24 protein-coding genes are annotated in these 24711 nt (G+C 36.7%); 17 read left to right on the top strand and 7 right to left on the bottom strand.

The window, feature by feature from the left end:
* Positions 1-26 precede the first annotated feature (26 nt).
* Positions 27-971, bottom strand: coding sequence for a DMT family transporter (locus HRG09_RS15595; RefSeq protein WP_174101746.1), 945 nt, complete (start codon positions 969-971; stop codon positions 27-29).
* Between the two features lie 138 nt (positions 972-1109).
* Here HRG09_RS15595 and HRG09_RS15590 point away from each other — a divergent pair, with 138 nt between their 5' ends.
* From HRG09_RS15590 to HRG09_RS15555, 8 genes are all read left to right on the top strand, one after another.
* Positions 1110-1946, top strand: coding sequence for a LysR family transcriptional regulator (locus HRG09_RS15590; protein ID WP_174101744.1), 837 nt, complete (start codon positions 1110-1112; stop codon positions 1944-1946).
* A gap of 225 nt (positions 1947-2171) precedes the next feature.
* A complete protein-coding gene (gene ezrA, locus HRG09_RS15585; RefSeq protein ID WP_174101742.1) occupies positions 2172-3881 on the top strand; it encodes a septation ring formation regulator EzrA in 1710 nt (569 codons plus the stop codon).
* 211 nt (positions 3882-4092) lie between these two features.
* The gene (locus HRG09_RS15580; protein ID WP_174101740.1) at positions 4093-5235 is read left to right on the top strand and encodes a cysteine desulfurase family protein; all 1143 of its coding nucleotides are present in this window, start codon (positions 4093-4095) and stop codon (positions 5233-5235) included.
* 6 nt (positions 5236-5241) lie between these two features.
* Positions 5242-6453: a tRNA uracil 4-sulfurtransferase ThiI gene (thiI, locus tag HRG09_RS15575; protein WP_174101738.1), complete on the top strand. Its 1212-nt coding sequence runs from the start codon at positions 5242-5244 to the stop codon at positions 6451-6453.
* A gap of 195 nt (positions 6454-6648) precedes the next feature.
* Entirely contained in the window at positions 6649-6846 is a 198-nt protein-coding gene (locus tag HRG09_RS15570; protein WP_017153881.1) for an alpha/beta-type small acid-soluble spore protein, read from the top strand.
* Between the two features lie 153 nt (positions 6847-6999).
* Positions 7000-8586 (top strand): acyl-CoA synthetase MbcS, encoded by a 1587-nt coding sequence (gene mbcS, locus HRG09_RS15565; protein WP_174101736.1) that lies wholly within the window; start codon positions 7000-7002, stop codon positions 8584-8586.
* A gap of 122 nt (positions 8587-8708) precedes the next feature.
* Positions 8709-9140 carry a VOC family protein gene (locus HRG09_RS15560; protein WP_174101734.1) on the top strand — a complete coding sequence of 144 codons (432 nt, stop codon included), beginning with the start codon at positions 8709-8711 and terminating at the stop codon, positions 9138-9140.
* 86 nt (positions 9141-9226) lie between these two features.
* On the top strand, positions 9227-10789 hold the full coding sequence (locus HRG09_RS15555; RefSeq protein ID WP_174101732.1) for an amidohydrolase: 1563 nt from the start codon (positions 9227-9229) through the stop codon (positions 10787-10789).
* An 82-nt stretch (positions 10790-10871) separates the two neighbouring features.
* On the opposite strand, the gene HRG09_RS15550 is transcribed toward HRG09_RS15555, so the two are convergent.
* Complete coding sequence (locus tag HRG09_RS15550; protein ID WP_174101730.1) at positions 10872-11675, bottom strand: NAD kinase; 804 nt, start codon at positions 11673-11675, stop codon at positions 10872-10874.
* Between the two features lie 193 nt (positions 11676-11868).
* On the opposite strand from HRG09_RS15550, the gene HRG09_RS15545 reads away from it, so the two are divergent.
* The 6 genes from HRG09_RS15545 to HRG09_RS15520 all read left to right on the top strand — a co-directional run bounded on the left by HRG09_RS15545 (position 11869) and on the right by HRG09_RS15520 (position 17257).
* Positions 11869-12507, top strand: coding sequence for a DUF2953 domain-containing protein (locus HRG09_RS15545; protein WP_174101728.1), 639 nt, complete (start codon positions 11869-11871; stop codon positions 12505-12507).
* A 9-nt stretch (positions 12508-12516) separates the two neighbouring features.
* The gene (gene ytfJ, locus HRG09_RS15540; protein ID WP_174101726.1) at positions 12517-12912 is read left to right on the top strand and encodes a GerW family sporulation protein; all 396 of its coding nucleotides are present in this window, start codon (positions 12517-12519) and stop codon (positions 12910-12912) included.
* A gap of 135 nt (positions 12913-13047) precedes the next feature.
* On the top strand, positions 13048-13548 hold the full coding sequence (gene tpx / locus HRG09_RS15535; protein ID WP_174101724.1) for a thiol peroxidase: 501 nt from the start codon (positions 13048-13050) through the stop codon (positions 13546-13548).
* 173 nt (positions 13549-13721) lie between these two features.
* A complete protein-coding gene (locus HRG09_RS15530; RefSeq protein WP_174101722.1) occupies positions 13722-14711 on the top strand; it encodes a class I SAM-dependent methyltransferase in 990 nt (329 codons plus the stop codon).
* A 291-nt stretch (positions 14712-15002) separates the two neighbouring features.
* On the top strand, positions 15003-16196 hold the full coding sequence (locus HRG09_RS15525) for an acetate kinase (protein ID WP_174101721.1): 1194 nt from the start codon (positions 15003-15005) through the stop codon (positions 16194-16196).
* A 227-nt stretch (positions 16197-16423) separates the two neighbouring features.
* Positions 16424-17257 carry an EcsC family protein gene (locus tag HRG09_RS15520; RefSeq protein WP_174101719.1) on the top strand — a complete coding sequence of 278 codons (834 nt, stop codon included), beginning with the start codon at positions 16424-16426 and terminating at the stop codon, positions 17255-17257.
* Positions 17258-17286: 29 nt separating this feature from the next.
* On the opposite strand, the gene HRG09_RS15515 is transcribed toward HRG09_RS15520, so the two are convergent.
* The 4 genes from HRG09_RS15515 to HRG09_RS15500 all read right to left on the bottom strand — a co-directional run bounded on the left by HRG09_RS15515 (position 17287) and on the right by HRG09_RS15500 (position 20997).
* The gene (locus tag HRG09_RS15515) at positions 17287-17937 is read right to left on the bottom strand and encodes a YitT family protein (protein ID WP_174101717.1); all 651 of its coding nucleotides are present in this window, start codon (positions 17935-17937) and stop codon (positions 17287-17289) included.
* 932 nt (positions 17938-18869) lie between these two features.
* Positions 18870-19952 carry a C39 family peptidase gene (locus HRG09_RS15510; RefSeq protein WP_174101715.1) on the bottom strand — a complete coding sequence of 361 codons (1083 nt, stop codon included), beginning with the start codon at positions 19950-19952 and terminating at the stop codon, positions 18870-18872.
* Between the two features lie 18 nt (positions 19953-19970).
* Positions 19971-20417 carry a hypothetical protein gene (locus HRG09_RS15505; protein WP_174101713.1) on the bottom strand — a complete coding sequence of 149 codons (447 nt, stop codon included), beginning with the start codon at positions 20415-20417 and terminating at the stop codon, positions 19971-19973.
* Between the two features lie 262 nt (positions 20418-20679).
* Positions 20680-20997, bottom strand: a complete 318-nt coding sequence (locus HRG09_RS15500; protein ID WP_174101711.1) for a radical SAM protein — start codon at positions 20995-20997, stop codon at positions 20680-20682.
* Positions 20998-21164: 167 nt separating this feature from the next.
* Between HRG09_RS15500 and HRG09_RS15495 the strand changes: the two genes are divergently transcribed.
* From HRG09_RS15495 to HRG09_RS15485, 3 genes are all read left to right on the top strand, one after another.
* The gene (locus HRG09_RS15495; protein WP_174101709.1) at positions 21165-22370 is read left to right on the top strand and encodes an argininosuccinate synthase; all 1206 of its coding nucleotides are present in this window, start codon (positions 21165-21167) and stop codon (positions 22368-22370) included.
* Entirely contained in the window at positions 22367-23755 is a 1389-nt protein-coding gene (gene argH / locus HRG09_RS15490) for an argininosuccinate lyase (RefSeq protein WP_174101707.1), read from the top strand. The genes HRG09_RS15495 and argH overlap by 4 nt, the downstream gene beginning before the upstream one ends.
* A gap of 218 nt (positions 23756-23973) precedes the next feature.
* On the top strand, positions 23974-24315 hold the full coding sequence (locus HRG09_RS15485; RefSeq protein ID WP_174101705.1) for a zinc ribbon domain-containing protein YjdM: 342 nt from the start codon (positions 23974-23976) through the stop codon (positions 24313-24315).
* Between the two features lie 134 nt (positions 24316-24449).
* Here the strand turns inward: HRG09_RS15485 and HRG09_RS15480 are convergent, their stop codons facing one another.
* Positions 24450-24629 carry a ProA domain protein gene (locus HRG09_RS15480; RefSeq protein WP_098335431.1) on the bottom strand — a complete coding sequence of 60 codons (180 nt, stop codon included), beginning with the start codon at positions 24627-24629 and terminating at the stop codon, positions 24450-24452.
* Positions 24630-24711: the final 82 nt, after the last annotated feature.

Genomic DNA, 24711 nt, shown 5'->3' with positions numbered 1-24711 from the left:
GGTGGGGGTATTTTATGACGTATTTTTCAAGAAGTGATTTTTTCTTGTATGCGCTCTTGTTTTCGTTGCCATAAGTTGTTGCATAGTAAAGCGATAATGGTTATGATCGCTCCCATTACTTCAATTCTTTCAACTTGATAGCCGCGAAAAATGGATCCTATCAGTGCGAGCACAGGGACTAAGTTCATAAATAATATGCCGTTAATAGATGAAATAAGGCGATTACCCATGTTCCAGCAAAAGACTGCAACCACACCAGCAATAATGGACATATACAATAGTTCAAATCGTACTGTAGCGATTGTATGGAATGTAGGTATAGAAATAACTTTCAAATATGTTAGTACAGTAACAGTAAGAACTAACGAAATACTTCCAAATAAACATGTAAGTGTTGTATATCGAAGTGGCGACCAAGTTGGAAAATGAGAGCCGCCGTTTGTGTAAATAACCCAGCAAAAAACGCCAGAGAGCATAAATATGTTTGTTGAGATATGGCTTGCTGCTCCAAATAACATATGAATATTGCCTTTTGAAATAACAAGTAGCACACCTATAAGTGCACAAAACATACAAAGGAATGTATAGTTTTGTGGCTTTTTATTTTGTAAGCCCCATTGCAATAGTAAGGCAAGTAACGGCATAAGAGACTGAATCATGGCTGCGTGAATCGCACCTGAAGGTCCTGCTAATTGTTGTCCATAAAAAACAAGAAATCCGTATCCGGCAAAACCGACTGTACCATAAAATAACAAATACAAAGCTTGTTTTTCTAAATGGAAAGCGTGTTTCCCTTCAATTATGAAGAGAAGAACGGTAAAAATGACCGCTGCCGATCCGTAACGAAAAGTAGTGAAAAAGAATGGGTCTATAAGTTCCAGAGCGCTGGCCATAACGGGAAACATAAAGCCCCAAGCTTTTACAGCAAGTAAGCATAAGAGAGTTCCAAATAGTATTTGTTTTTTATCCAAGAGTATCTTTCTCCTTCTTATTTCGATATAGTAAGTTCATAAAAATAAGCATGGGATGAGTATAACGTTCATTTTTTGCGGACAGGAAATATTGATTTGTTATAGGGGTTATAACTTTTTGTTAGAGGTGTATATGAGATGGATTTGGAAGCGGTACAATCGTTTATTGAAGTGCAACATACGGGAAGTTTATCAAAAGCAAGTAAACGTCTGCATATTTCACAGCCAGCTCTCAGTAAACAAATTCAAAGATTAGAGGCAGGCTTAGAAGTCAAGTTATTAAAACGGTCCACGCAAGGAGTGGAACTAACAGAGGCTGGTAAACTATTTATAAAACGGATTGAGCCTATTATAGAACAAATAAATAGTGTGAAGAGAGAGCTGAAAGAGTACCAAGAAAAGAAAAAGATTTCAATTGGAGTATTGCCCAGTTTAGCTGCTCATTACATATCAAAATGTAAGAATGTATTAGAAACATATGAAGTAGATTGGAAAATTGAATATACGAAAGTATTAATGGAATTATTTCGGGAGCGAAAAATTGATGCGATGTTGGTTGATTCTATAGTAGACGGAGCAGGCTATCTGCAAGAAATAAGGAAAGACAATATTGTTTGTGTCGTCTCGAGTAATCATGTATATAAAGAAAAACATACGATTCAAATGAAAGATTTACAGCATGAAAAGCTAATTGTTTATCCGGAAATTTGTGATGTAAGAAAAATGATTATGACATTGTTTCAACAGATGGGAGTGAAGCCGACAATTGCTGTTGAAACATCTTATGCGGAGCCGATGCTTGCAATGGTGCGTGCTGGGCTTGGTGTTACATTGCTACCAGAAATCGCAGTGGAGCAGGCTATACAATCTGGGATTTGTATGATTCCTGTTGAACCACCATTAAAGCGGGCGATATATTTTGCATCACATAAAAAAGAAGAATCCTTAGTACAAGTACTTTTGGATGCATACTGAAATACGAAAACGGTGCATAAAGAGAAATGAAGGATTGGGAATATTACCTCCTCAACAAAAGAAACATGAAATTTTAAAAAAACTAGGTCAAAAACATGTCATTACATGGTATGATTAGTACATTGTCAGTTGTTAAATATAGGAGATTTCCCTTTTATACATAATGCCTTCCATTTCATAAACGGAACGGACAAAAAAAGAGATATAAGTAGGAGGCTATTTTGCATGGATTCTATTCTAACGATCGTTATCATTGTAGTGAGCTCTATTCTAGTGCTGCTCATGATAGAGCTCGTGATAAGAAATCGTTTATATAAAGATATTGAAGCGGTTGAGCAGTGGAAACAAGAAATAAAAGATAAACCTGTTGCAGATGAATTGAAACGGGTAAAGGATTTGAATATGACTGGACAAACAGAAGAACTGTTTGGAAAGTGGCGTGAAGAATGGGATGAAATTGTTACAAACCTTCTGCCAAAAGCTGATAAAACATTAGAAAGCGCCCAAAAATCAGCCTCACAATTTTCCTTCCGAAAAGCAAAGCGTTTGATGAGTGAATCCATTCGTGATTTAGATGAAGCGGATAACCGCATTACGGAAATGTTAAATGAATTGCAACAATTGCTAGAGAGCTATGAGAAAAATAGTTCGGAAATTGAAGATTTACGTGATACATATCGTAGTATGAAAAAGAGCGTACTCGCTCATCGTCATATGTTTGGACAATCTGAACAGAAAATTGAAGAGTTACTTGATATAGAACAGGCAAAATTCCAAGAATTTGACGAGGCAACAGCGAACGGTGATTATTTAAAGGCGCGTGAAATTGTAAAAAGCTTAGAAGATGGATTAGCGAACTTAGAAATTATTATTCATCAAGTTCCTGATTTATTAGTGGAGTGTCAAGCGACATTACCAATGCAATTAGATGATTTATTACAAGGTCATGATGATATGAAAAGACAAGGATATGTATTAAATCATTTAGAAATCCCTAAAGAAGTACGAGAGATGAACAAACAACTACAAACATGTCTGATTGATTTGGAAGAGCTTCATATAGCAGAAGCAAACGAGAAAATAGAAGGCTTAAAAAAGCGTCTAGATATGTTGTATGATCAATTAGAACAAGAAGTACATGCGAAGCATTATGTAGAGAAAAATTCAGTTACTGTTTATGAAGATTTAGAGGAAATTCATGAAAAAGCAATTGAGACAAAATCCGAAACGCAATTTGTGAAACAAAGCTATCAGTTGCAAGATAAAGACATTGAATCACAAAAGTTGATTGAAAAACAAATGCATATTTTAATGAAACGCTTTGAAGTATTACAAATGCGCATTGCGGAACAAGATATTGCCTTCTCTGTTATTCGCGAAGAACTGGAAGAGATTGATGAGCAATGTGAAACATTAAAGGTACTTCATGTAGAATATAAAGAGATGCTCCAAACGATGCGTAAGGAAGAGTTTGAAGCACGTGAAAAATTACAAGAGATGCGCCATATGATTGTAGAAGCAAAACGCTTTATGCAAAAGTCTAATTTACCAGGTCTTCCACAAAGCATTATGGAAGATTTACAAAGAGGACAAGAGGCAATGCAAGGTGTTTATGGACAGTTAGAATTAAAACCGCTAAATATGCATGCTGTAAATAGCATGTTAGAAGAAGCATATACAATCGTAAACGGTGTATTTGAAAAGACGCAGGAGTTAATTGGACAGGCGTACTTAGTAGAAAAGCTAATCCAATATGGTAATCGCTATCGTAGTCATGATGGTGACTTGGCGCAAAGCTTAGAAAATGCAGAAAGATTATTCCGTGAGTATGAATATGATGCCGCTTTAGAACAAGCAGCTTCTGTTTTAGAACAACTTGAACCTGGCGTTGTACAAAAAATTGCTGAATTTGTTGATAATGAACAAACCCCTTGATGAAAAAGGGGTTTGTTTTTTTGTGCTGGATTTGTGTAAATTCTCGGATGATGTTGCTATAATGAATAGCGGAATACAGCAGTGTTTTTCGTTTCAAAATATAAAAGTATACTTCTGTATCAAAAAAATAGAAGCTTTGAGTATGTTTAGCGTAATGGCATACATTTGTGATATGATTATATGATGTGACAGCGCTGAAAGGGGAAGAACGATGATCTATTTTGATAATAGTGCGACGACGAAACCATATCCAGAAGTCCTTCAATCTTACGTAACGGTTGCAGGAAAATATTTTGGAAACCCTTCTTCTATTCATTCGCTCGGGGGAGAAGCAGAGCATTTACTAACACAATCAAGAACGATTGCAGCGCAGCTCCTTCATGTTAAGCCTTCCGAGATTATTTTCACATCGGGTGGAACGGAAGGAAATAACCTTGCGATTAAAGGAATAGCGATGAGGAATCGCTCTCGTGGCAAACATATTATTACAACAAATATTGAACACGCGTCTGTGTTTGAAGCATATAAACAATTAGAAGGTCTCGGCTTTGATGTTACTTATTTACCTGTAAACGAACATGGTATTGTATCAGTAGAAAATGTAAAACGAGCACTTCGTGAGGATACAATCCTTGTTTCTATGATCCATGTGAATAATGAAACAGGGGCAATTCAACCTGTTTCTGAAGTAGGAAAATTGTTAGCGAACTATCCCAAAATAAGATTCCATGTAGATCACGTGCAAGGTATCGGAAAAGTGCCACTTGATTTATATGCTTCTCATATTGATCTTTGTTCGATATCTGGGCATAAATTTCATAGCGTAAAAGGAACAGGACTTTTATATGTACGTGATGGCGTAAGATTAGATCCGATTTTATCAGGTGGTCAGCAGGAGCTTCGTTATCGTTCTGGTACAGAGAATTTACCTGGTATTGTCGCGATGGTCAAGGCATTACGTATGACAATGGAACATATGAGTGAAAAGAGTGACCACTTACACAAGTTACAAGCAGAACTCGTACGTTTCTTCGAAGGAATGGAAGATGTAACGATTAATACATCGCTTGCATATTCGGCACCGCATATTTTAAATGTGTCATTCGTTGGTTTAAAACCAGAAGTAGTGGTTCATGCTCTAGAAGAACGTGACGTATATGTATCAACAAAATCAGCATGTTCTTCAAAAGCGAATGAAGTAAGTCGTGTGTTAGCATCAATGGGAGTACCGCATGCTGCCGCAGCAAGTGCGATTCGTATTAGTTTAGCACCTGAAAATACGATGGAAGAAGTAACACAGTTTGAAGGGATTATAAAAGAAACATTGCCAAAATTATACGAAGTGATGAGGTAAAGAAACATGATGAAATATGAATATATTTTAGTTCGTTACGGTGAAATGACGACAAAAGGAAAAAACCGTTCTAAGTTTGTAAACACGTTAAAAGATAACGTGAAATTTAAATTGAAGAAATTTCCAAACATCAAAATCGATGCGACACATGACCGCATGTACATCCAGTTAAATGGGGAAGATCATGAGGCGATTGCAGAGAGATTGAAAGATGTATTTGGTATTCATAAGTTTAACTTAGCGATGAAAGTACCATCAGAATTAGAAGAGATTAAAAAAGGTGCGCTTGCTGCTTTCTTACAAGTAAAAGGCGATGTGAAAACATTTAAAATTACAGTGCACCGTTCATATAAACATTTCCCAATGCAAACGATGGAGTTACTTCCGGAGATTGGCGGCTATATTTTAGAAAATACAGAAGACATCACAGTAGATGTTCATAATCCAGATGTGAATGTTCGCGTAGAAATTCGTAGTGGTTATAGCTATATTATGTGTGATGAGCGTATGGGAGCAGGTGGTTTACCAGTCGGCGTTGGCGGAAAAGTAATGGTACTTCTTTCTGGCGGAATCGATAGCCCAGTAGCTGCTTTCTTAACAATGAAGCGCGGTGTATCAGTAGAGGCCGTTCACTTCCATAGTCCGCCATTCACAAGTGAGCGTGCGAAGCAAAAAGTAATTGATTTAGCACAAGAGTTAACGAAGTATTGCAAACGTTTGACGCTTCATCTTGTTCCATTTACTGAAGTGCAAAAAACGATTAATAAAGAAATTCCATCTAGCTACTCTATGACAGTTATGCGCCGTATGATGATGCGTATTACTGAGCGTATTGCAGAGGAGCGTAATGCACTTGCAATTACAACAGGTGAAAGTCTCGGACAAGTAGCGAGCCAAACGTTAGATAGTATGCACACGATTAATGAAGTGACAAACTATCCAGTCATTCGCCCGCTTATTACGATGGACAAACTAGAAATTATTAAAATTGCAAATGAAATTGGAACATATGATATTTCAATTCGTCCATATGAAGACTGCTGTACAGTATTTACACCAGCAAGTCCATCGACAAAACCGAAGCGTGAAAAAGCAAATCGCTTCGAATCAAAATATGACTTTACACCACTTATTGAAGAAGCTGTTGCTGGTACAGAGAAGATGGTGCTACAGACAATTGAAGTGGCTGAAGAAGAGCAATTTGAAGATCTTTTCTAAAAGTGCTTGTTCAAAAAGGACGATACGGAGTAGAGTGGACTACATGAGTGCCGGACTGGCAACGCAACGAAGAAATGCGACAGTTATCTTTACTGGACTTTTTGAACATCTTTTAAAACCATAAATTACCATCTCTAGATATGTATGAAGTCATATGGTTTATCACACTCTATACTCACAAGGAGGTGATACTATATGGCACGAAGCACAAATAAATTAGCGGTTCCTGGTGCTGAATCAGCATTAGACCAAATGAAATACGAAATCGCTCAAGAGTTTGGAGTTCAACTTGGAGCTGATTCAACATCTCGCGCTAACGGATCTGTTGGTGGCGAAATTACAAAACGTCTAGTTTCACTAGCTGAACAACAATTAGGCGGTTTCCACAAATAATCCCATATACGATGGCTTAGAAGGAGCGGGTTTTCCCACTCCTTCTTTTTGTCGACATGTAACTGAAAAATTTGTCAAAAGAAGTAGGTTTAAAATTTACTGAAAATTCTTTATTATAGAAGGGAGGCATAGAGAAAAAGGAGGATGATTATTATGAAGAGGGAAGAATTATTAGCACCGCCGTCTTATAACTTAGTTGCAGAGATAGAGAAATATACACATGACGAGCAGAAGCTTGCTTTAATTTGGCAGGATGATGAAGGAAATAGACGTGAGGTTACATACCGTGAATTGATAAAAGGAGCGAATAAAATTGGAAACGCTTTTATAAAGAGTGGCTTGCAAAAAGGGGACAAGCTTCTTATTATGATGCCACGCTTAATTGAAGCATATATGACGTATATTGCCGCAATTAAAGCGGGGTTTGTAGTCATTCCAAGTTCGGAAATGCTTCGCAAAAAAGATATTGAATATCGCATTCAGCATGGAGAAGTAAAAGCAATTATCAGTCATGAACCGTATATTCAGCAATTTGAAGGTATAGAGATGATGGAGTCTCTTCAAAAATTCGTATTGAGCAATCAGTCAGTAGATGGCTGGATCAATTTAAAAGACGCACTAGAAATAGAGAGTGACGAATTAGAAATGGCTAAGACAGACCGAGAAGATATGGTCTTCTTATCTTACACATCAGGAACGACAGGAAATCCCAAAGGTGTCGTTCATACACATGCCTGGGGCTACGCGCATTTACGTACAAGCGCTCCAAATTGGCTCGGAATAGAAGAGAATGATGTTGTATGGGCAACGGCTAGTCCAGGCTGGCAAAAATGGATTTGGAGCCCGTTTTTAGCAACGCTTGGTTCAGGAGCGACAGGGTTTGTGTATCACGGTAAATTCGAACCGAAAACATATTTGCAGTTATTAGATGATAATAAGGTGAATGTGCTTTGTTGTACGCCGACAGAATATCGCTTAATGGCAAAGGTAGAGAACCTGCAGCAGTATAATTTAACAGCTTTACATAGTGCTGTATCAGCAGGAGAGCCGCTAAACCGAGAGGTAATAGAAACATTCCAAAATCATTTTAATGTTACAGTTAGAGATGGCTATGGTCAAACAGAAAATACATTACTTGTTGGCGTAATGAAAGGAATGGAGATTAGGCCAGGATCTATGGGAAAACCAACGCCAGGTAATCATGTAGACATTGTAAATGAAGAAGGACAACCTGTATCTGTTGGAGAAGTAGGAGATATTGCTGTTCATATTGAAACACCAGCACTCTTTAAACAATATTATAAAGATGATGAGCGGACAGCGATGCAATTCCGTGGTGATTATTATATTACAGGCGATAAAGCGAAAGAGGATGAAGATGGCTATTTTTGGTTTGAGGGCCGCGGTGACGATATTATCATTAGCTCTGGTTACACAATTGGACCATTTGAAGTCGAAGATGCGCTTGTGAAACATCCTTATGTAAGAGAATGTGCGGTTGTTGCAAGTCCTGATGAAATTCGCGGAAGTGTCGTGAAGGCTTTTATCGTATTAAGAGAGAATATACAAGAGAAACAAGAAATATTAATTCCTATACTTCAAGAACACGTCAAAAAACTTACTGCACCATATAAATATCCTCGTAAAATTGAATTTGTAGATGAACTACCAAAAACGATTTCCGGAAAAATTCGCCGTGTTGAACTTAGAAAACAAGAGATGGAATTAGGGTTAAAGTAAAACAAGAATGGAATTAGATTGTTGCATATGCATGTAAGATTATGATATCATCTAATGGAACGTATGTTCTGATTTAAACTTGAGATGATTACCAAAAAAATTTTAAAAAAGAGGTGCCTTTTATGATTTTAGGTATTAACCCGTATTTAGTTTTGGATGGTAATGGACAAGAAGCTGTACAGTTTTATAAAGAGGCATTAGATGCCAAAGTTGAAGTTATACAGACTTTTGGTGAGATGCCTGAAAATCCAGAATACCCTATTCCAGCTGAAGCAAAAGAGCGCGTTTTACATGCTCATTTAAAAGTTGGTAATACGGAACTTATGATTTCTGATACATTCCCAGGTCAAGGGCATACAATTGGATCTCAAGTAACGATAGCGATTAGATTAAGCGATGCAGAAAAAGCAAAAGAAGTATTTGGGAAATTACAAGATGGCGGTCAAGTCATCATGCCAATTCAAGAAACTTTCTGGAGCCCGGCGTATGGACAGGTAAAAGATAAATTTAACGTAGAATGGCAAGTGTCAACAATCCCAGCGAATCAAAATTAATGTTTGGAAAAGCACCATGTGATGTAAAATGGTGCTTTTTTTCTATGCTTCAATTTCGTAGACTAAAAAGAAAAGGGGATGAAAGTATGGGGGAAATTTGGCACGGCGGACATATTTACACAATGAATGAAGAGAAAGAAAAAGTTAAAGCTATTTATGTAGAAAATGGAATAATTCTCGATACAGGAAACAAAGAGGATTTGGAGAGTCGGTATCAGGCTGAGGAGATCCATCATTTAGAGGGAAGAACAATGATTCCAGGTCTTGTTGATAGTCATCTGCACCTCATTGGACATGGGGAACGACTGCTACGTTTAGACTTATCTGCTTGTACGTCTTATAAGAAAATGCTGCAGCTTGTCACGCAGCGAGTAGAGGATGTGCCAGAGGGTACATGGGTGATTGGCGAAGGTTGGAACGAAAATAATTTCACAGATACAAAAAGCGTCCATGTCCGTGATTTAGATGCGATTTCGAAAGAACATCCGATTTTATTAAAACGTGTTTGTCGTCACGTGACATGGGTAAATTCTTATATACTAGAAAAGGCAAATATCACATGGGACATGCCAGATCCAAAAGGTGGAAAGCTTGGCCGGGATTCATCGGGTGAACTGACAGGACTTTTATATGAACAAGCACAAGATGTAATCAAGCACGTTCAGCCAGAAATCAATGAAGCATATTTACAAAGGGCATTGCAAACAGCGATTCAAGATTGTTGGAAATATGGCCTAGTAGGAGGACATACAGAAGACTTAAATTATTATGGCGGCTTTCAAAAAACATACAATGCATTTTCACACATAATAAAGGGAATGCCATTTAAAGCACATTTACTTGTTCATCATGAAGTAGCACATGAACGAAAAAATTATGAGAACGAGCATTATATTGAATTTGGTGCAATGAAAATCTTTTCAGATGGTTCGTTTGGTGGACGAACTGCGTTACTAAGTGAGCCATATGAAGATGCGAAGGAAACAAATGGCGTAGCAATCTTTTCTCAGGAAGAACTGGCTGAACTAGTGAGAAAAGCACGTAATTTACATATGCCGGTCGCGATTCATACAATTGGTGACCTGTCTCTTGAATATGTGATTGATGCACTAGAGTTATACCCACCGGCAGAGGGGCTACGCGATCGTATTATTCATTGCCAGCTGGCACGCGAAGAATTAATTGAACGGATGAAGCCCTTGCCGGTCATCATTGATATTCAGCCTGTATTTGTCTCATCTGATTTTCCATCAGTGATTGAAAAGTTAGGAGAGTATCGTCTTCGGTATGCGTATGCTTGGAAAACGTTACTCGATGCTGAATTGCATTGCGCAGGTGGATCAGATGCACCAATTGAACAAGTAAATCCATTTTTAGGAATATATAGTGCGGTAACGCGGAGAAGCTTTATTGATGGGGCATGTTACATACCTGAAGAGAAGTTATCTATATTTGAAGCTGTCTCTTTATTTACAACTGGAAGCGCCTATACGATTGGAAAAGAAAACAAACGTGGTAAAATTGTAAAAGGATATGAAGCGGATTTTACAATTATAGATCGCGACATATTTGAAGTTGAAGCAGAGGAAATAAAAGATATACAAGCTGTGGCAACTGTAATAGATGGTCAAATTGTATACCAAAAATAATATCAGCGGTTCGCTAATACACGACGTGTGAATCACAAAAAACGAGTGCCAGAAAATCTTTTGGCACTCGTTTTTTTGCTGTTTATAAAAACGTTCTTTGTACTTTTTCCCAGAACGAATTGTTTTTTAGTTTTACTGTTTTAATTTGTTTATCACTTAAACGTACGACTGCTTTTTCAACTTGTTTAATGCTAAGTGCTTCGTTATCCATGCCGATAACAGGATAATCATTACCGTCTGGAGCAAGTTTTAACGTTAATGTACGTTCATGGTTTAAAATAAACGGTGATCCAAGTGTACGGTATGTGTTGTTATTTAAAGAAGCAAGTTCGCTTATTTGGAAGCATGGGATGAGTGGATCGACAACCGCGCCATGCAATGATTTATTATAAGCTGTACTTCCAGTCGGGGTAGAGATAACCAAGCCGTCCCCTCTAAATGTTTCAAAATATAAATCATCAACATGCACATCTACTACAAATGTTTTAATGATGCTAGAGCGTAAAGAAAACTCATTTAAACAATGGAAAGATGTGCCATGATCAACATCTATTTGAATTGTTGGGTATTTACGCACTTCAATTTCATTTTGTGTAATTTCTTGAAGGGCTGTATCGACATGGTCAATATGGAAATCGCAGTAGAAAGAAATTTCATCTTTCGTAGAAACACCTGCATATAAGCAATCTTCTCTAAAGCCTGTTTTACGAACGGCTTGTAGGAAGGTTCCATCATCTCCAACACTGACGATAGCGTTTGCATTTTTTGGGTGATCTAATATGGTAAATCCATTTTCCTCTAAAATACGATATATTGGCTTCATTTTTTCAACAAGCGTTGCTTTGTCATCACCATAAAAGAAAAATAAATTGCGACGATCTGCCATTGTGTATCCCTCCATTGCAGTCAAATTTAGCGTTGTGCCCCAGTAGAAAAAAACTAATGGTATGCTCAAATATTATATTTCGATATAAAATGTCAAAATCCCTCTTTATTTTTAGAAAAATTTTTATATTCAATTTTATCACTTCTTGTTTAATCCTGATTGAACCTGTCGATAATGGATGTGGAGTGAAAGGATGGTACGAATGAAGTGGCTTGTAATTGGAATTGGAATTCTTCTCTTGCTCATTTTACTTATACTATTGTCGAGGCTATCGCTTAAAGTGACGTTTTTATATTCAGAAATGGAGAAGCAATGTTTATTTCAAGTGAAAATATGGATGATTCACTATACGTTTGATATTTTAGAAAGAATTGAAAAACAGCAAAAAAAAATCGGACAAAAAATTGAAAAAGCAGAAGAAGATGGAGGGATTGAGAATAAAATTATGGCGCAGCTTGATAGTATCGGGGAACTGATAAAAAAGCTACGAGAGATCCATACTATCCTTAAAGATTTTCTTAAAAAAGTGAAAATCAATAGGTGGAAATGGCATTCGCAAATTGGAACTGGGGATGCAGCTAGCACCGGAATTGTCACTGGATATGCATGGGGGACAAAAGGAATGGTCGCTGGGGTCTTGGGGCAATATACGCATGTAATTGATATACCCGAGTTTGAAATTACACCTGTGTTTCAAGGGAAAGGATTTGCATCGAAAGGCGAATTAACAGCATCCTTTCGGATATATCGTGCTACAGTGGCAGGAGTAAAAATACTGTGGTTTATGAGAAAACAAAGATCTAGTGCAGTTGAAAAATCTGCACAAGCATAGGGGGATAAAATGGATCATCCAATTCAAGGTTTAATGACAACTGCAATGCAGCATTTAAAGCAAATGACAGATGTAAATACAATTATCGGCGATCCAATTAAAGCAGCGGATGGAAGCGTTATTTTAACGGTTTCTAAAGTGAGCTTTGGATTTGCTGCTGGCGGGAGCGAATTTGGAAGAATAGATAGCTCGGGCCGTCATCCATTTGGTGGAGGGAGTGGTGGAGGAGTTTCCATTAACCCAGTTGCCTTTCTCGTTATAAATGGAGATGGAGTGAAAGTTTTACATTTAGATAAACAAACACATGTGATTGATAAAATCATTGAGTTAGCACCACAAGCTGTTGATAAAGTGAAGGAAATGATGGAGAAGCAAAAAGGTGATGAACCAGAATTTGAAATCTAACAGCGAAAAAGAAGCTAATCGATTGGTTAGCTTCTTTATTTTTTTGTAAATAAAGCGATTTTATTTGCATTCTGAATAAGGACAAACTATCATTTACATTGTACATATTTTGTTTAAATAAGGGAGGATTTTCAAGTGGCAAATGTAACTTTTAAAGGTAACCCAATTACTTTAGTTGGAACAGAAGTTAAAGTTGGCGATCAAGCGCCAAACTTCCAAGTGTTAGCAAACGACTTATCTCCAGTAAGTTTAGAAACATACAAAGGTGAAGTGAAATTAATTAGTGTTGTACCATCTATCGACACAGGTGTGTGCGATGCACAAACTCGTCGTTTTAACCAAGATGCAGCTGGTATTGAAAACACAAAAGTATTAACAATTAGTGTAGATCTACCATTCGCTCAAAAACGCTGGTGTGCAGCAAACGGCTTAGAAAACGTAGCAACACTTTCTGACCACCGTGACCTTTCATTCGGTGAAGCTTATGGCGTAGTAATGAAAGAACTTCGTTTACTTGCTCGTGCGGTATTCGTAGTAGACAGCAACGACAAAGTAGTTTACGTAGAGTACGTAAGCGAAGGTACAAGCCATCCAAATTACGAAGCAGCATTAGAAGCAGCAAAAGCGGCGAAGTAATGTAAATGAAGGCGACCTCTATGTAAGAGGTCGTTTTTTCTTTTGGCAAAAAATTAGAATGTCCAATTGGTGAGGCTAATAATCAGTAAGGATGAAGAAACCTTCCCACTGATTAAAGTTTCACTTTATGGTATGATATAAGTTATGTGTAATTGACTGAAGGAGGAATATGCGTGAGTCAGACAGTAGAAACATTATTTTCTATTTTTGATTCTTCTACCGTAATTTTACGTAAAGAATTGGATGTAACATATTTAGAAGCGCTTGTGGAAACAGGAGATAATTTGTTTGAAGGAGCGATTCTGCAAGAGGGATTATCTGAATCAACAATTGAACGGTTGAATCGTGAATATAGTAAGTTTAATGAAGAAAAATATAAAGGCGAGGAAATTCGCAAAGCATTTCAACTTGCCATTCTAAAAGGAATGAAAGAGGGCGTGCAAGCCAATCACGAAATGACGCCTGATGCAGTTGGAATGTTTATGAGTTACTTATTCCATAAGTTTATGAAGGATCAGAAAGAAATCGTTGTTTTAGACCCAGCTATTGGAACAGGGAATTTAATGACGACAATTTTTAATGGTGCGCAAGAAGGTACAACGATAAGCGGGTTTGGTGTAGAAGTGGATGATGTACTTGTTAGACTTGCTTTAGTGAATGCGAATTTACAAAAGCAAGCAATCGAGTTCTTCAATCAAGATGGACTAGCGTCGCTTTATATTGATCCAGTAGATGCAGTTGTTTGTGATTTACCAATTGGGTTTTATCCAAACGAAATAGGTGCAAGTGAATATACTTTAAAAGCAGATGAAGGAATGTCTTATGCACATCACCTATTTATTGAACAAAGTGTGAAGCATACAAAAGAAGGCGGGTATTTATTCTTCTTAGTACCGAACTTTATCTTTGAAAGTGATCAAGCACCGAAATTACATGCATTTATTAAAGAAACAAGCTTTATTCAAGGATTATTACAGCTTCCTGTTTCCATGTTTAAAAACGAGAAAAATGCAAAAAGTATATTTGTTCTCCAAAAGAAAGGTCCGAATGTAACGATGCCGAAACAGGCGTTATTAGTGGAATTGCCTAAGTTTTCCAATATGAAAGCGATGGAGAACATTATGGACCAATTAAATGAATGGTTTGCTACTCATAAGTCATAACGTGTGTAACAGTAGTACTCATAGATATAGTACAGTTTTGTATTGTGTGTAATAATTTTTAATATATACAAGATAAAACTGAATTTTTTTGAAATCTGTAATATATTTTTTTTCTTGGTGTTACAATTTTTTCACTTGAAATATATGTCGTACGATGTTTAAATTAAAATCGTGAGTATAAAATTTACTAAAAGTGAAACGTTTTCATATTTGGTAAATTTAATCAGATAAAATCGAGCGGTTTGTGGAGTAATCCACACAGCGACCAAGAGAAAAAGGGGCGAAAGACAGATGTCAAAAATCATCGCGATTAATGCAGGAAGCTCTTCCTTAAAATTCCAATTATTTGAAATGCCAAGTGAAACAGTATTAACAAAAGGTTTAGTAGAACGTATCGGTTTAGAAGATAGTATCTTCACAATTACTGTGAACGGCGAAAAACAAAAAGAAGTTACAAACATTCCAGATCATGCAGTAGCAGTTAATATGCTTCTTAACAAATTAACTGAAAACGGAATCGTGAAATCTCTTGATGAGATTGGCGGTATCGGCCACCGCGTTGTACACGGCGGCGAAAAGTTTGCTGATTCTGTTTTAATTACTGATCAAGTATTAGCTGATATTGAAGATTTAAGTGATTTAGCACCACTTCATAACCCAGCAAACATTGTAGGGATTAAAGCGTTCCAAGAAGTACTTCCAAACGTACCAGCAGTAGCAGTATTCGATACAGCATTCCACCAAACAATGCCAGAATCTGCATTCCTTTACAGCTTACCATATGAATACTATGAGAAATATGGCATCCGTAAATACGGTTTCCACGGAACTTCTCATAAATATGTAACTGAGCGTGCGGCTGAATTATTAGGTCGTCCACTTGAAAACTTACGTTTACTTTCTTGTCACTTAGGTAACGGTGCAAGTATCGCAGCTGTAGAAGGTGGAAAATCTATTGATACTTCTATGGGCTTCACTCCACTTGCTGGTGTAACAATGGGTACACGTTCTGGTAACCTTGACCCTGCATTAATTCCATACATCATGGAAAAAACAGGACAATCTGTAGAAGAAGTTCTGAACGTATTAAACAAGAAAAGTGGTATGCTAGGTCTTTCTGGATTCTCTAGTGACTTACGTGACATCGAACAAGCGGAAGAAGAAGGAAACCACCGTGCAGAAGTAGCGTTAGAGGTATTCGTAGAGCGTATTCATAAATATATTGGTTCTTATGCAGCTCGTATGAAAGGTGTAGACGCAATCATCTTTACAGCTGGTATTGGAGAAAACAGTGCTCTAATTCGTGAGCGTGTATTAGAAGGCCTTGAGTTTATGGGCGTATACTTCGATCCAAAACGTAACGACATTCGTGGCGAAGAAGCATTCATCAGCTTCCCTCACTCTCCAGTGAAAATTATCGTAATTCCAACTGACGAAGAAGTTATGATTGCTCGTGACGTATTACGTCTTGGAGACATTGGTTAATATATGTAAAAAAGACGGGATCCTATAGGATTCCGTTTTTTATTTTTGTTTTATTTTTACTGAGAGAAAATGAATGAGTCCATTTGGATACTCCAAATGCTTTCGCGCATGGATACACAAACATACCTCCCATATATTGAATAAATATATGTTTAGCCTATCAGATTTACAAAGAAAAACCGGAAATATGTTACAATAGAAAAAAATTGAGCGAGGTGGTTGTTACGATGCGATCAAAGCGAGAACAAGCCATTTTACAAGAGGTTAAAAATTGGGAAGAACAATTGTTAGAACAGGAGTCTACCGATTTCCAAAAAGTATTTGATAAGTGGTTGCATACTTCAATTGCAAAAATTCCAGAGAAAAAGCGAAAGGAATTTTTTGCGAAAGCAGATGGATGGTTATTCCATCTCCATGCATTGATTCAAAGCTCACAATCACAGCTTGATGCGCGAAATCGTATTTTAGGAACAGCGCGGTTATTTGATGAATCGATTGAACAGTTGGAAGAATTGAAAGCATTATCCATTGATCAATTAACATATATAGCAGAGCAACAGACAGCAAAGCATCGGTTATATTCTTTCGTGCAGGGAGGGGCAACTGGGGTAGGTGGTTTGTTATTATTGACTGCCGATTTCCCTGTTATGATTACTTTAAATGTGAAGGCAGTTCAGCTTATTGCAACGTCGTTTGGTCATGACGTGAACAAGCCTTATGAAATGATGCTTGCTTTAAAAGTATTCCATGCGGCCCTGTTGCCAGCAAGGCTCCAGCAATATGCTTGGTATAACTTGCTTCAGGAGTTAGAACAAGAAGATTCGTTCTTTTATGAAGGAGAAGAAGAAGTGTTAAAACCAGCTTCTACAGAAGTTGTGTTAAAACAAATTCTGAAAACCTTCTCGATCTATGCGCTTCGTCGCAAATTATTCCAAGGTATTCCTGTGTTAGGGATAGCGATTGGTTCTACGGTGAATTATCGCTTAACGCGGAATGTAACAGAGTTTGCAAACAGGTTCTATCAAGTGCGTTACATATTAGAAAAAGAAAAAAGAGCATAAAAAAAGCGAGAGGCAAAGGCCTTTCGCTTTTAGTTTGTTGCATGCTTTTTTGACATTGGAATAGATACTGCTTTCTTTTCTGTTTTTGGATAGTAAATTAAATCCAATGTTTTCGCCTGAATGGCAATTGAAAGAATAGTAAAAGCAATTTCTGTCCATGTTAAATAATATAATGAAAGCGCTAGAACAATCGCGTCAAAGACGAAGAAAATTTGCCCAATTGTAAAGCGAGTTTTTTTGCTTAATACAATAGTTAAAATATCGTCTCCACCGGTTGCACCGCCAAATCGCAATATAAAACCGAGTCCAATACCAGCTAGCGCGCCGCCCACTACTGCAGCTATCCATAAATGATTTGATAAATCCACTGTAAATGGAGAATAGTTTTCCATGAGAGAATAAAATACTCCGAATGAAATAGAGCCCATAAATGAATAACCAACCATCTTTTTACCTAAAAATGTAGCACATAATAAAATGATTGGGATATCCATCAATACAGTTGAAATTGACGGTGAAATATCAAAAAAGTACTGGATAAATAGCGCGATTCCTACAAAACCACCTTCTGTTAAGTGGTTTTGGAAATGAATGTGATACAGTGCTGCTGATAAAATAAATGAACCGATTAAAACCATAAAAATTTCTTTAATAATTTGTCGACTTTGGATGTTCCTCATCGTTATTCCTTCTTTCCGTAGTTAGTAGTCCTTTTTGTGTCGTAAACTAACTACGAGCTCATGTAGCCTTCAGTTAGTTTACGTAAAACTAACTACGCTATATGTCGCTGAAGAAATAACGAATAATCCTCTCGTCCATCAATTCTCCCTACTTTCGTTTTAGTTTAAGTCTAAAAACGACTAAACAAAACTTTGAGTAGGATTTATTATTTAGCAATCCTGCCCTCTTCTTCGTTTTGTTTAGCGAGTAACAATAAAGGCTTAAACAAAACGCTATGTGTAAGAAGAGTCTTTTCGTTGCCAAATTATCCTTCGGGCAATCATAATTTCCCCACTCTCGTATTTTTTTCGCTAGACTAAAGTATCTGGCTGAAAAAATACGCTACGTGTAAGATTCATCAATTCGATGCCACATGCTCCTTCGAGCGATCATGATATCTAAATCCTTTCTGTAAAAGATTTTATATTATTATATCATACTTTGAAAAAATGTATGTGGATGGAAACCGACAATAACAGAAGAAAAAACTACATAATTTGCAGTTTCATAGCGATTGAATTAGGATTCTTATATATTTTTGTAGAATAGTCTTGTTTGTTCAGGGGTTATAAGTAATAAGTAGGTAGTGCACATGATAGTGACGATCAGTTATGCATAAGGAATAGAGGGTGGAAATAAGGCGGGATTTTGAATTATGGAATGACAAATTTATTCATTTTGCTGCTTTGTATTGTTTATATCTGTTTTGTCTTTAAAGAAAGCCTCCCAACTAATGACACTAAGAAAAGTGAGAACAATAATGACAAAAGCTTTCATGACTTTTATGCTCCTTTCAAAATCTATTTTTATTTATTATATGGTATAAATGTGTAAATTTACAAAATAAAAGAGATAAAATGGAACCCATTTTATCTCTTTTTATTTGTGTTTACTACATGCTTAATGCTTTTTTCCCCATGTAATTGTAACTGCTAATAAATTTGTTTTTTGGAATTTTAGCCCCTTTGCCGCGTCGAAGAGGGTCATTAATATATACATAATCATTATCATACCCAGTGACTAACACGGCGTGCATATCAAAATCAGCTTGGATAACTTTTCCTGATGAAGTTTTCCAACTTTTTGGAGCTACAGGATGTGAAAAAGATGCTGTAATCCAAGTTACAACCGGTTTGCCTTGTGCTACTAAACGCTCAATTTTAGAAAAATCAGATCCTGTTAAATTGATGCCGCTGCTTGTATAACGGTCTAATACTTTTTTTAATGGAGCTGGATCAATTGAATATCCAGGCGATATACCTTTGACATCCCCAACAAATCCAACCGAAGGATCTCCCCATATTAAAATAGATCCAGCACTTCTAACCATAGGTGTAGAATCAACAGGTAATTGATTCGCTAATGTTAGCTTGTCTACATTATATCCATGATATTTTAGCATCATTGTCATTGAAACAACTTCGCATCCATTACGTAGTTCAGGTAGTTGGAAAATCATTGGAGCATCTAAATATACAGACTCTTTTTTCATGACTCCATCTGCATATAAGTAATACCATTTTCCATTATCTTGAATCCATCCAGTAGCCATATCACCACCATTATAAAGATAGTACCAGTTAGCACCGTCAAAATACCAACCTGTACGCATGACGCCATCGTGAGCAAGAAGATACCATTTTCCGTTTACTTTCGTCCATCCGGTAGCCATATCACCGCCGCCATGAAGATAGTACCAGTTAGCACCGTCAAAATACCAACCTGTACGCATGACGCCATCGTGAGCAAGAAGATACCATTTTCCGTTTACTTTCGTCCATCCGGTAGCCATATCACCGCCGCCATGAAGATAGTACCAGTTAGCATCGTCCAAATACCAACCTGTACGCATTACACCATCGTGAGCAAGGAGATACCATGTACCGTTCACTTTCGTCCATCCAGTAACCATAGCACCATTGGTATCAAGGTAATACCAGTTACCTTGATCATTTTTCCATCCTGTTACTTTCACACTATTTGAGTAATAGTACTAATTATTTCCTTCTTTAATCCAGCCTTCTTTTTGGTTATTCTCTTCCTTGTTTGTCTCTAATTCCGTTTTATTTTCTTGTGTTTGTGCTTTTATAGTAGGAGCTAGATTGTTTTCTTGCGTTTGCTCTTTTTTATCGGTAGTTAGATTGCTTTCTTGAATTTGTCCTTTTTTATCAGGGGTTACATTATTTTCTTGAATGCGCTCTTCTGTATCAGAAGTTAGATTGCCTTCTTGAATTTGTCCTTTTTTATCAGGGGTTACATTATTTTCTTGAATGCGTTCTTCTGTATCAGAAGTTAGATTGTTTTCTTGAATTTGTTCTTTTTTATCGGTAGTTACATCATTTTCTTGAATCTGTCCTTTTTTATTAGTTGAAACATCGTTTAGGGATTCATCTGTTTTTAACGTTTTTATTTGTTGAGTAGCCTTAGAATGTTCTTCCATATGAAGGTGATCTTGACTTATTTCTGTGTTTACTTGTGTAGTAGATAAGTAGATTTAATAAATTATTATTTTGTAATATACAACTAATTTGGAATGATTTTCCTATTCTTATGTACCTGCATCATGATACAATAAAAAACTTTTGATTGCGAGAAGTTTTTTATGAGAGGCAAGAAGGGGTAGTTTATGAGATGGTTGAGGAAGAAGAATTGAATTGCAAATAAAAAGGCATCTATTTATAGATGCCTTTTTATTTGGATTATTACTGATGCGCTTTCCCCTCAGATACATTTTGAGTAAGGCGATACCAAAGCCATAGATCATTAATGATGGAGGCAAGGTTTGCGATTTCAGAATTGAGCCTACAGGAGATTTCAAAGTTCTCTTCGTTATTTAAACGATGTTGTTTTTGATTAATATGACATTCAAGTTCTTTTATACGATCAGGAATTTTCCCGCGAATTTGTTCCCATTTTAATAAAATAGCATGTTGTACTTTTTCAGGGATATCTTCCCATTCTTCTTGTAATTCAGGTACTTCTATTCCTAGGTGTTCATCGTATATAAAATGTTGTTCCACATAGACACCCCCCATTTTCTGTTTTCATTGTACCGAAAAAAAGAAAGAAGTTCGACGAAATTGTTTGAAAAATTTTTGCTAATATCTCTTGATTCATTTTATAAAAGGTGTTAAAGTTTGAATTAATATAAATCATAATGAATATTTATTCTTTAGGGGGATATAAAATGGAGAAGAAAAAAGTTGTGTTAGCATATTCCGGAGGTCTGGATACTTCCGTTGCAATTAAATGGTTACAAGAGAAAAATTACGATGTTATTGCACTTTGCTTAGATTTAGGGGAAGGTAAAGATTTAGAGTTCGTAAAAGAAAAAGCAATTTCAGTAGGAGCTGTTAAATCTTACATGATTGATGTTCAAGAAGAATTTGCGAATGAATATGCATTGATGGCTCTGCAAGGTCATACGTTATACGAAGGAAAATACCCACTTGTTTCTGCATTGTCTCGTCCGTTAATTGCGAAAAAACTAGTAGAAGTTGCAGAGCAGGAAGGCGCAAGTGCAGTAGCTCATGGTTGTACAGGAAAAGGAAATGACCAAGTTCGTTTTGAAGTTTCTATCCAAGCATTAAATCCGTATTTAGAAGTGATTGCGCCAGTACGTGAATGGAAATGGTCACGTGAAGAAGAAATTGCGTATGCAAAAGAAAATGATGTGCCGATTCCAATCAATTTAGATAGTCCTTTTTCAATTGACCAAAACTTGTGGGGACGTAGCAATGAATGTGGGATTTTAGAAGATCCATGGGCAGCACCACCAGAAGATGCATATGAAATGACATTAGCACTAGAAGATACACCGAATAAACCGGAGTTTGTAGAAATTGGCTTTGAAGCAGGTGTACCAACAACATTAAATGGTACTTCTTATTCGCTTTCTGAACTAATCAAAACGTTAAACACTCTTGCTGGAAAACATGGTGTTGGACGTATCGATCATGTGGAAAATCGTCTTGTTGGGATTAAATCGCGTGAAGTATATGAATGTCCAGCAGCAATGACATTACTTACAGCGCATAAAGAGTTAGAAGATTTAACGCTTGTAAAAGAAGTAGCTCATTTTAAACCGATGATTGAACAAAAATTAACGGAACTTATTTATAACGGTTTATGGTTCTCGCCTTTAAAACAAGCACTTGTTGCATTCTTACAAGAAACACAAAAAACAGTAACAGGTACAGTGCGCGTGAAATTGTTTAAAGGTCATGCAATTGTAGAGGGACGTAAATCAGAGTACTCTCTATACGATGAAAAATTAGCAACATATACAGTGGATGATGAGTTTAACCATGATGCAGCAGTTGGCTTTATTTCTTTATTTGGTCTTCCAACAAAAGTATACAGCCAAGTGAATCAGAAGAAGGTGGAAGCGTGAGCAAACTTTGGGGTGGTCGTTTTACAGCAGAAGCAGAAGAATGGGTCGAGGAGTTTGGAGCTTCTATCTCCTTTGACCAAAAATTAGTGGTAGAAGATATAGAAGGAAGTATTGCCCACGTTACAATGCTTGCGAAGCAGGGGATTGTGACAAAAGAAGAAGCAGAAAAAATTAAAGAAGGTTTACAACATTTACTAGAAAAAGCGAAAGCAAATGAATTAACTTTTTCAGTAGATGCTGAGGATATTCATTTAAACATTGAAAAGATGTTAATTGAGCAAATTGGTGAAGTTGGCGGGAAACTTCATACAGGAAGAAGCCGTAATGATCAAGTTGCGACAGATATGCATTTATATTTACGTAATAAAGTGAAAGATATTATAAAGGCAACGAAACAATTGCAATCTGTTCTTGTTCATCAAGCAGAGAAGAATGTTGAAACGATTATGCCAGGATATACACATTTGCAGCGTGCGCAACCAATTTCGTTCGCTCATCATGTGCTTGCATATTTTTGGATGCTAGAGCGTGATGTAAACCGCTATGAAGATTCACTCGGGCGCATTAATATGTCTCCGCTTGGTGCAGGCGCACTTGCGGGAACAACATTTCCGATTGATCGTGCGTATAGCGCAAAGCTTCTCGGTTTTGACGGAATCTATGAAAATAGCTTAGATGCGGTAAGTGACCGTGATTTCATATTAGAGTTTCTTAGCAACTCATCTATATTAATGATGCATTTATCACGTTTTTGTGAAGAACTCATTTTATGGAGCAGTCAGGAGTTTCAATTTATTGAAATGAGCGATCAGTATGCAACAGGAAGCAGCATTATGCCGCAAAAGAAAAACCCTGATATGGCCGAGCTTATCCGTGGTAAAACAGGGAGAGTATACGGCAATCTATTTAGTTTATTAACGGTAATGAAAGGCCTGCCGCTTGCTTATAATAAGGACTTACAAGAAGACAAAGAAGGAATGTTTGATACAGTGAAAACAGTAGAAGGCTGCTTGCATATTATGGCTGGCATGCTAGAAACGATGACTGTAAACAAAGAAAAAATGGGGCAAGCTGTAAAACAAGACTTCTCTAATGCAACAGAAATTGCTGATTATTTAGCAAACAAAGGACTTCCATTCCGCCAAGCGCATGAAATTGTCGGGAAGCTCGTTCTTCATTGTACGCAAAAAGGAATCTATCTATTAGATGTACCGCTAGAAACATATCAAGAAATGAGCCCATTATTTGAAGAGGATTTATATGAAGTTCTTTCACCGTATGCAGCGGTAAAACGTCGTAATAGTGCAGGTGGGACAGGATTCGAACAAATTCAAAAAGCTTTGGAAAAAGCGAAGGTGTTAGTGGGAGAGACTGTAAGTTTATAAGGACGAGAGGATACTAAGTTCCATACAGGAGCAGAGTATCCTCTGTTTAATTTGTAGACAAAATGTTCACATAAAGTTGGCTTGTCAATCTGAAAATACTATGGCAGTATATAAGCAATATCCCTATTTTTCATGAATTTTAAGTTCGTAATTGTTATGGTTACGAAGGTATAAAAAGGGAATTGAAAGTAATTTTTATAATGGAGGAAATAAAAAATATGCAAAACTTACCAAACTGCCCGAAATGTAATTCAGAATATACGTATGAAGATGGAAGTCTTTTTGTTTGCCCAGAGTGTGCGCATGAATGGGCTTTAGAATCAGAAACTGAAAATAGTGAAGATACAAAAGTTGTGAAAGATGCAAATGGAAATATCTTAAACGATGGGGATGCTGTAACAGTAATCAAAGACCTGAAAGTAAAAGGAACTTCATCCGTTATCAAAATAGGTACAAAAGTAAAGAGTATCCGTTTAGTTGACGGAGATCATGATATCGATTGCAAAATTGACGGTTTTGGAGCTATGAAATTAAAATCTGAATTTGTTAAAAAGGCATAAGATAGTTATATAAAAGTGATTGAAAAGACGTTCGGTAAAGTGGTTTTGCCATGGAATGAACGTCTTTTTATGACGAAAAAGAGGGTATACAATCGTATAACCTCTAAATGAGTGTAATATTATGTCATTTTTTCTTATTCATATTTATGTCTGTTTTCTGTAATACGAATATATTCGATATCCATTAAATCACGTAGTAATGCACCGTGGCTTAGCTCAACGCCATGCTTTTCTTTAAAATGAGAACAGATCGTATCGAGCATTTCAAGTTCTTCATCATTTACATCTAGAATAATTCGTTCATAATCTCCCATGTAGCATCCCTCATTTCGTTTTTCTTAGCGTAACCGAAAGTTCCTTATTGTATAACAATAGTTGTGTTTCATATGTTAATGT

Origin of the sequence: Bacillus sp. Xin1, from assembly GCF_013314535.1 — a bacterium.
GTDB lineage: Bacteria > Bacillota > Bacilli > Bacillales > Bacillaceae_G > Bacillus_A.
Note: the sequence above shows the minus strand (reverse complement) of the source record. Positions and strands in the feature narration are given on the sequence as shown.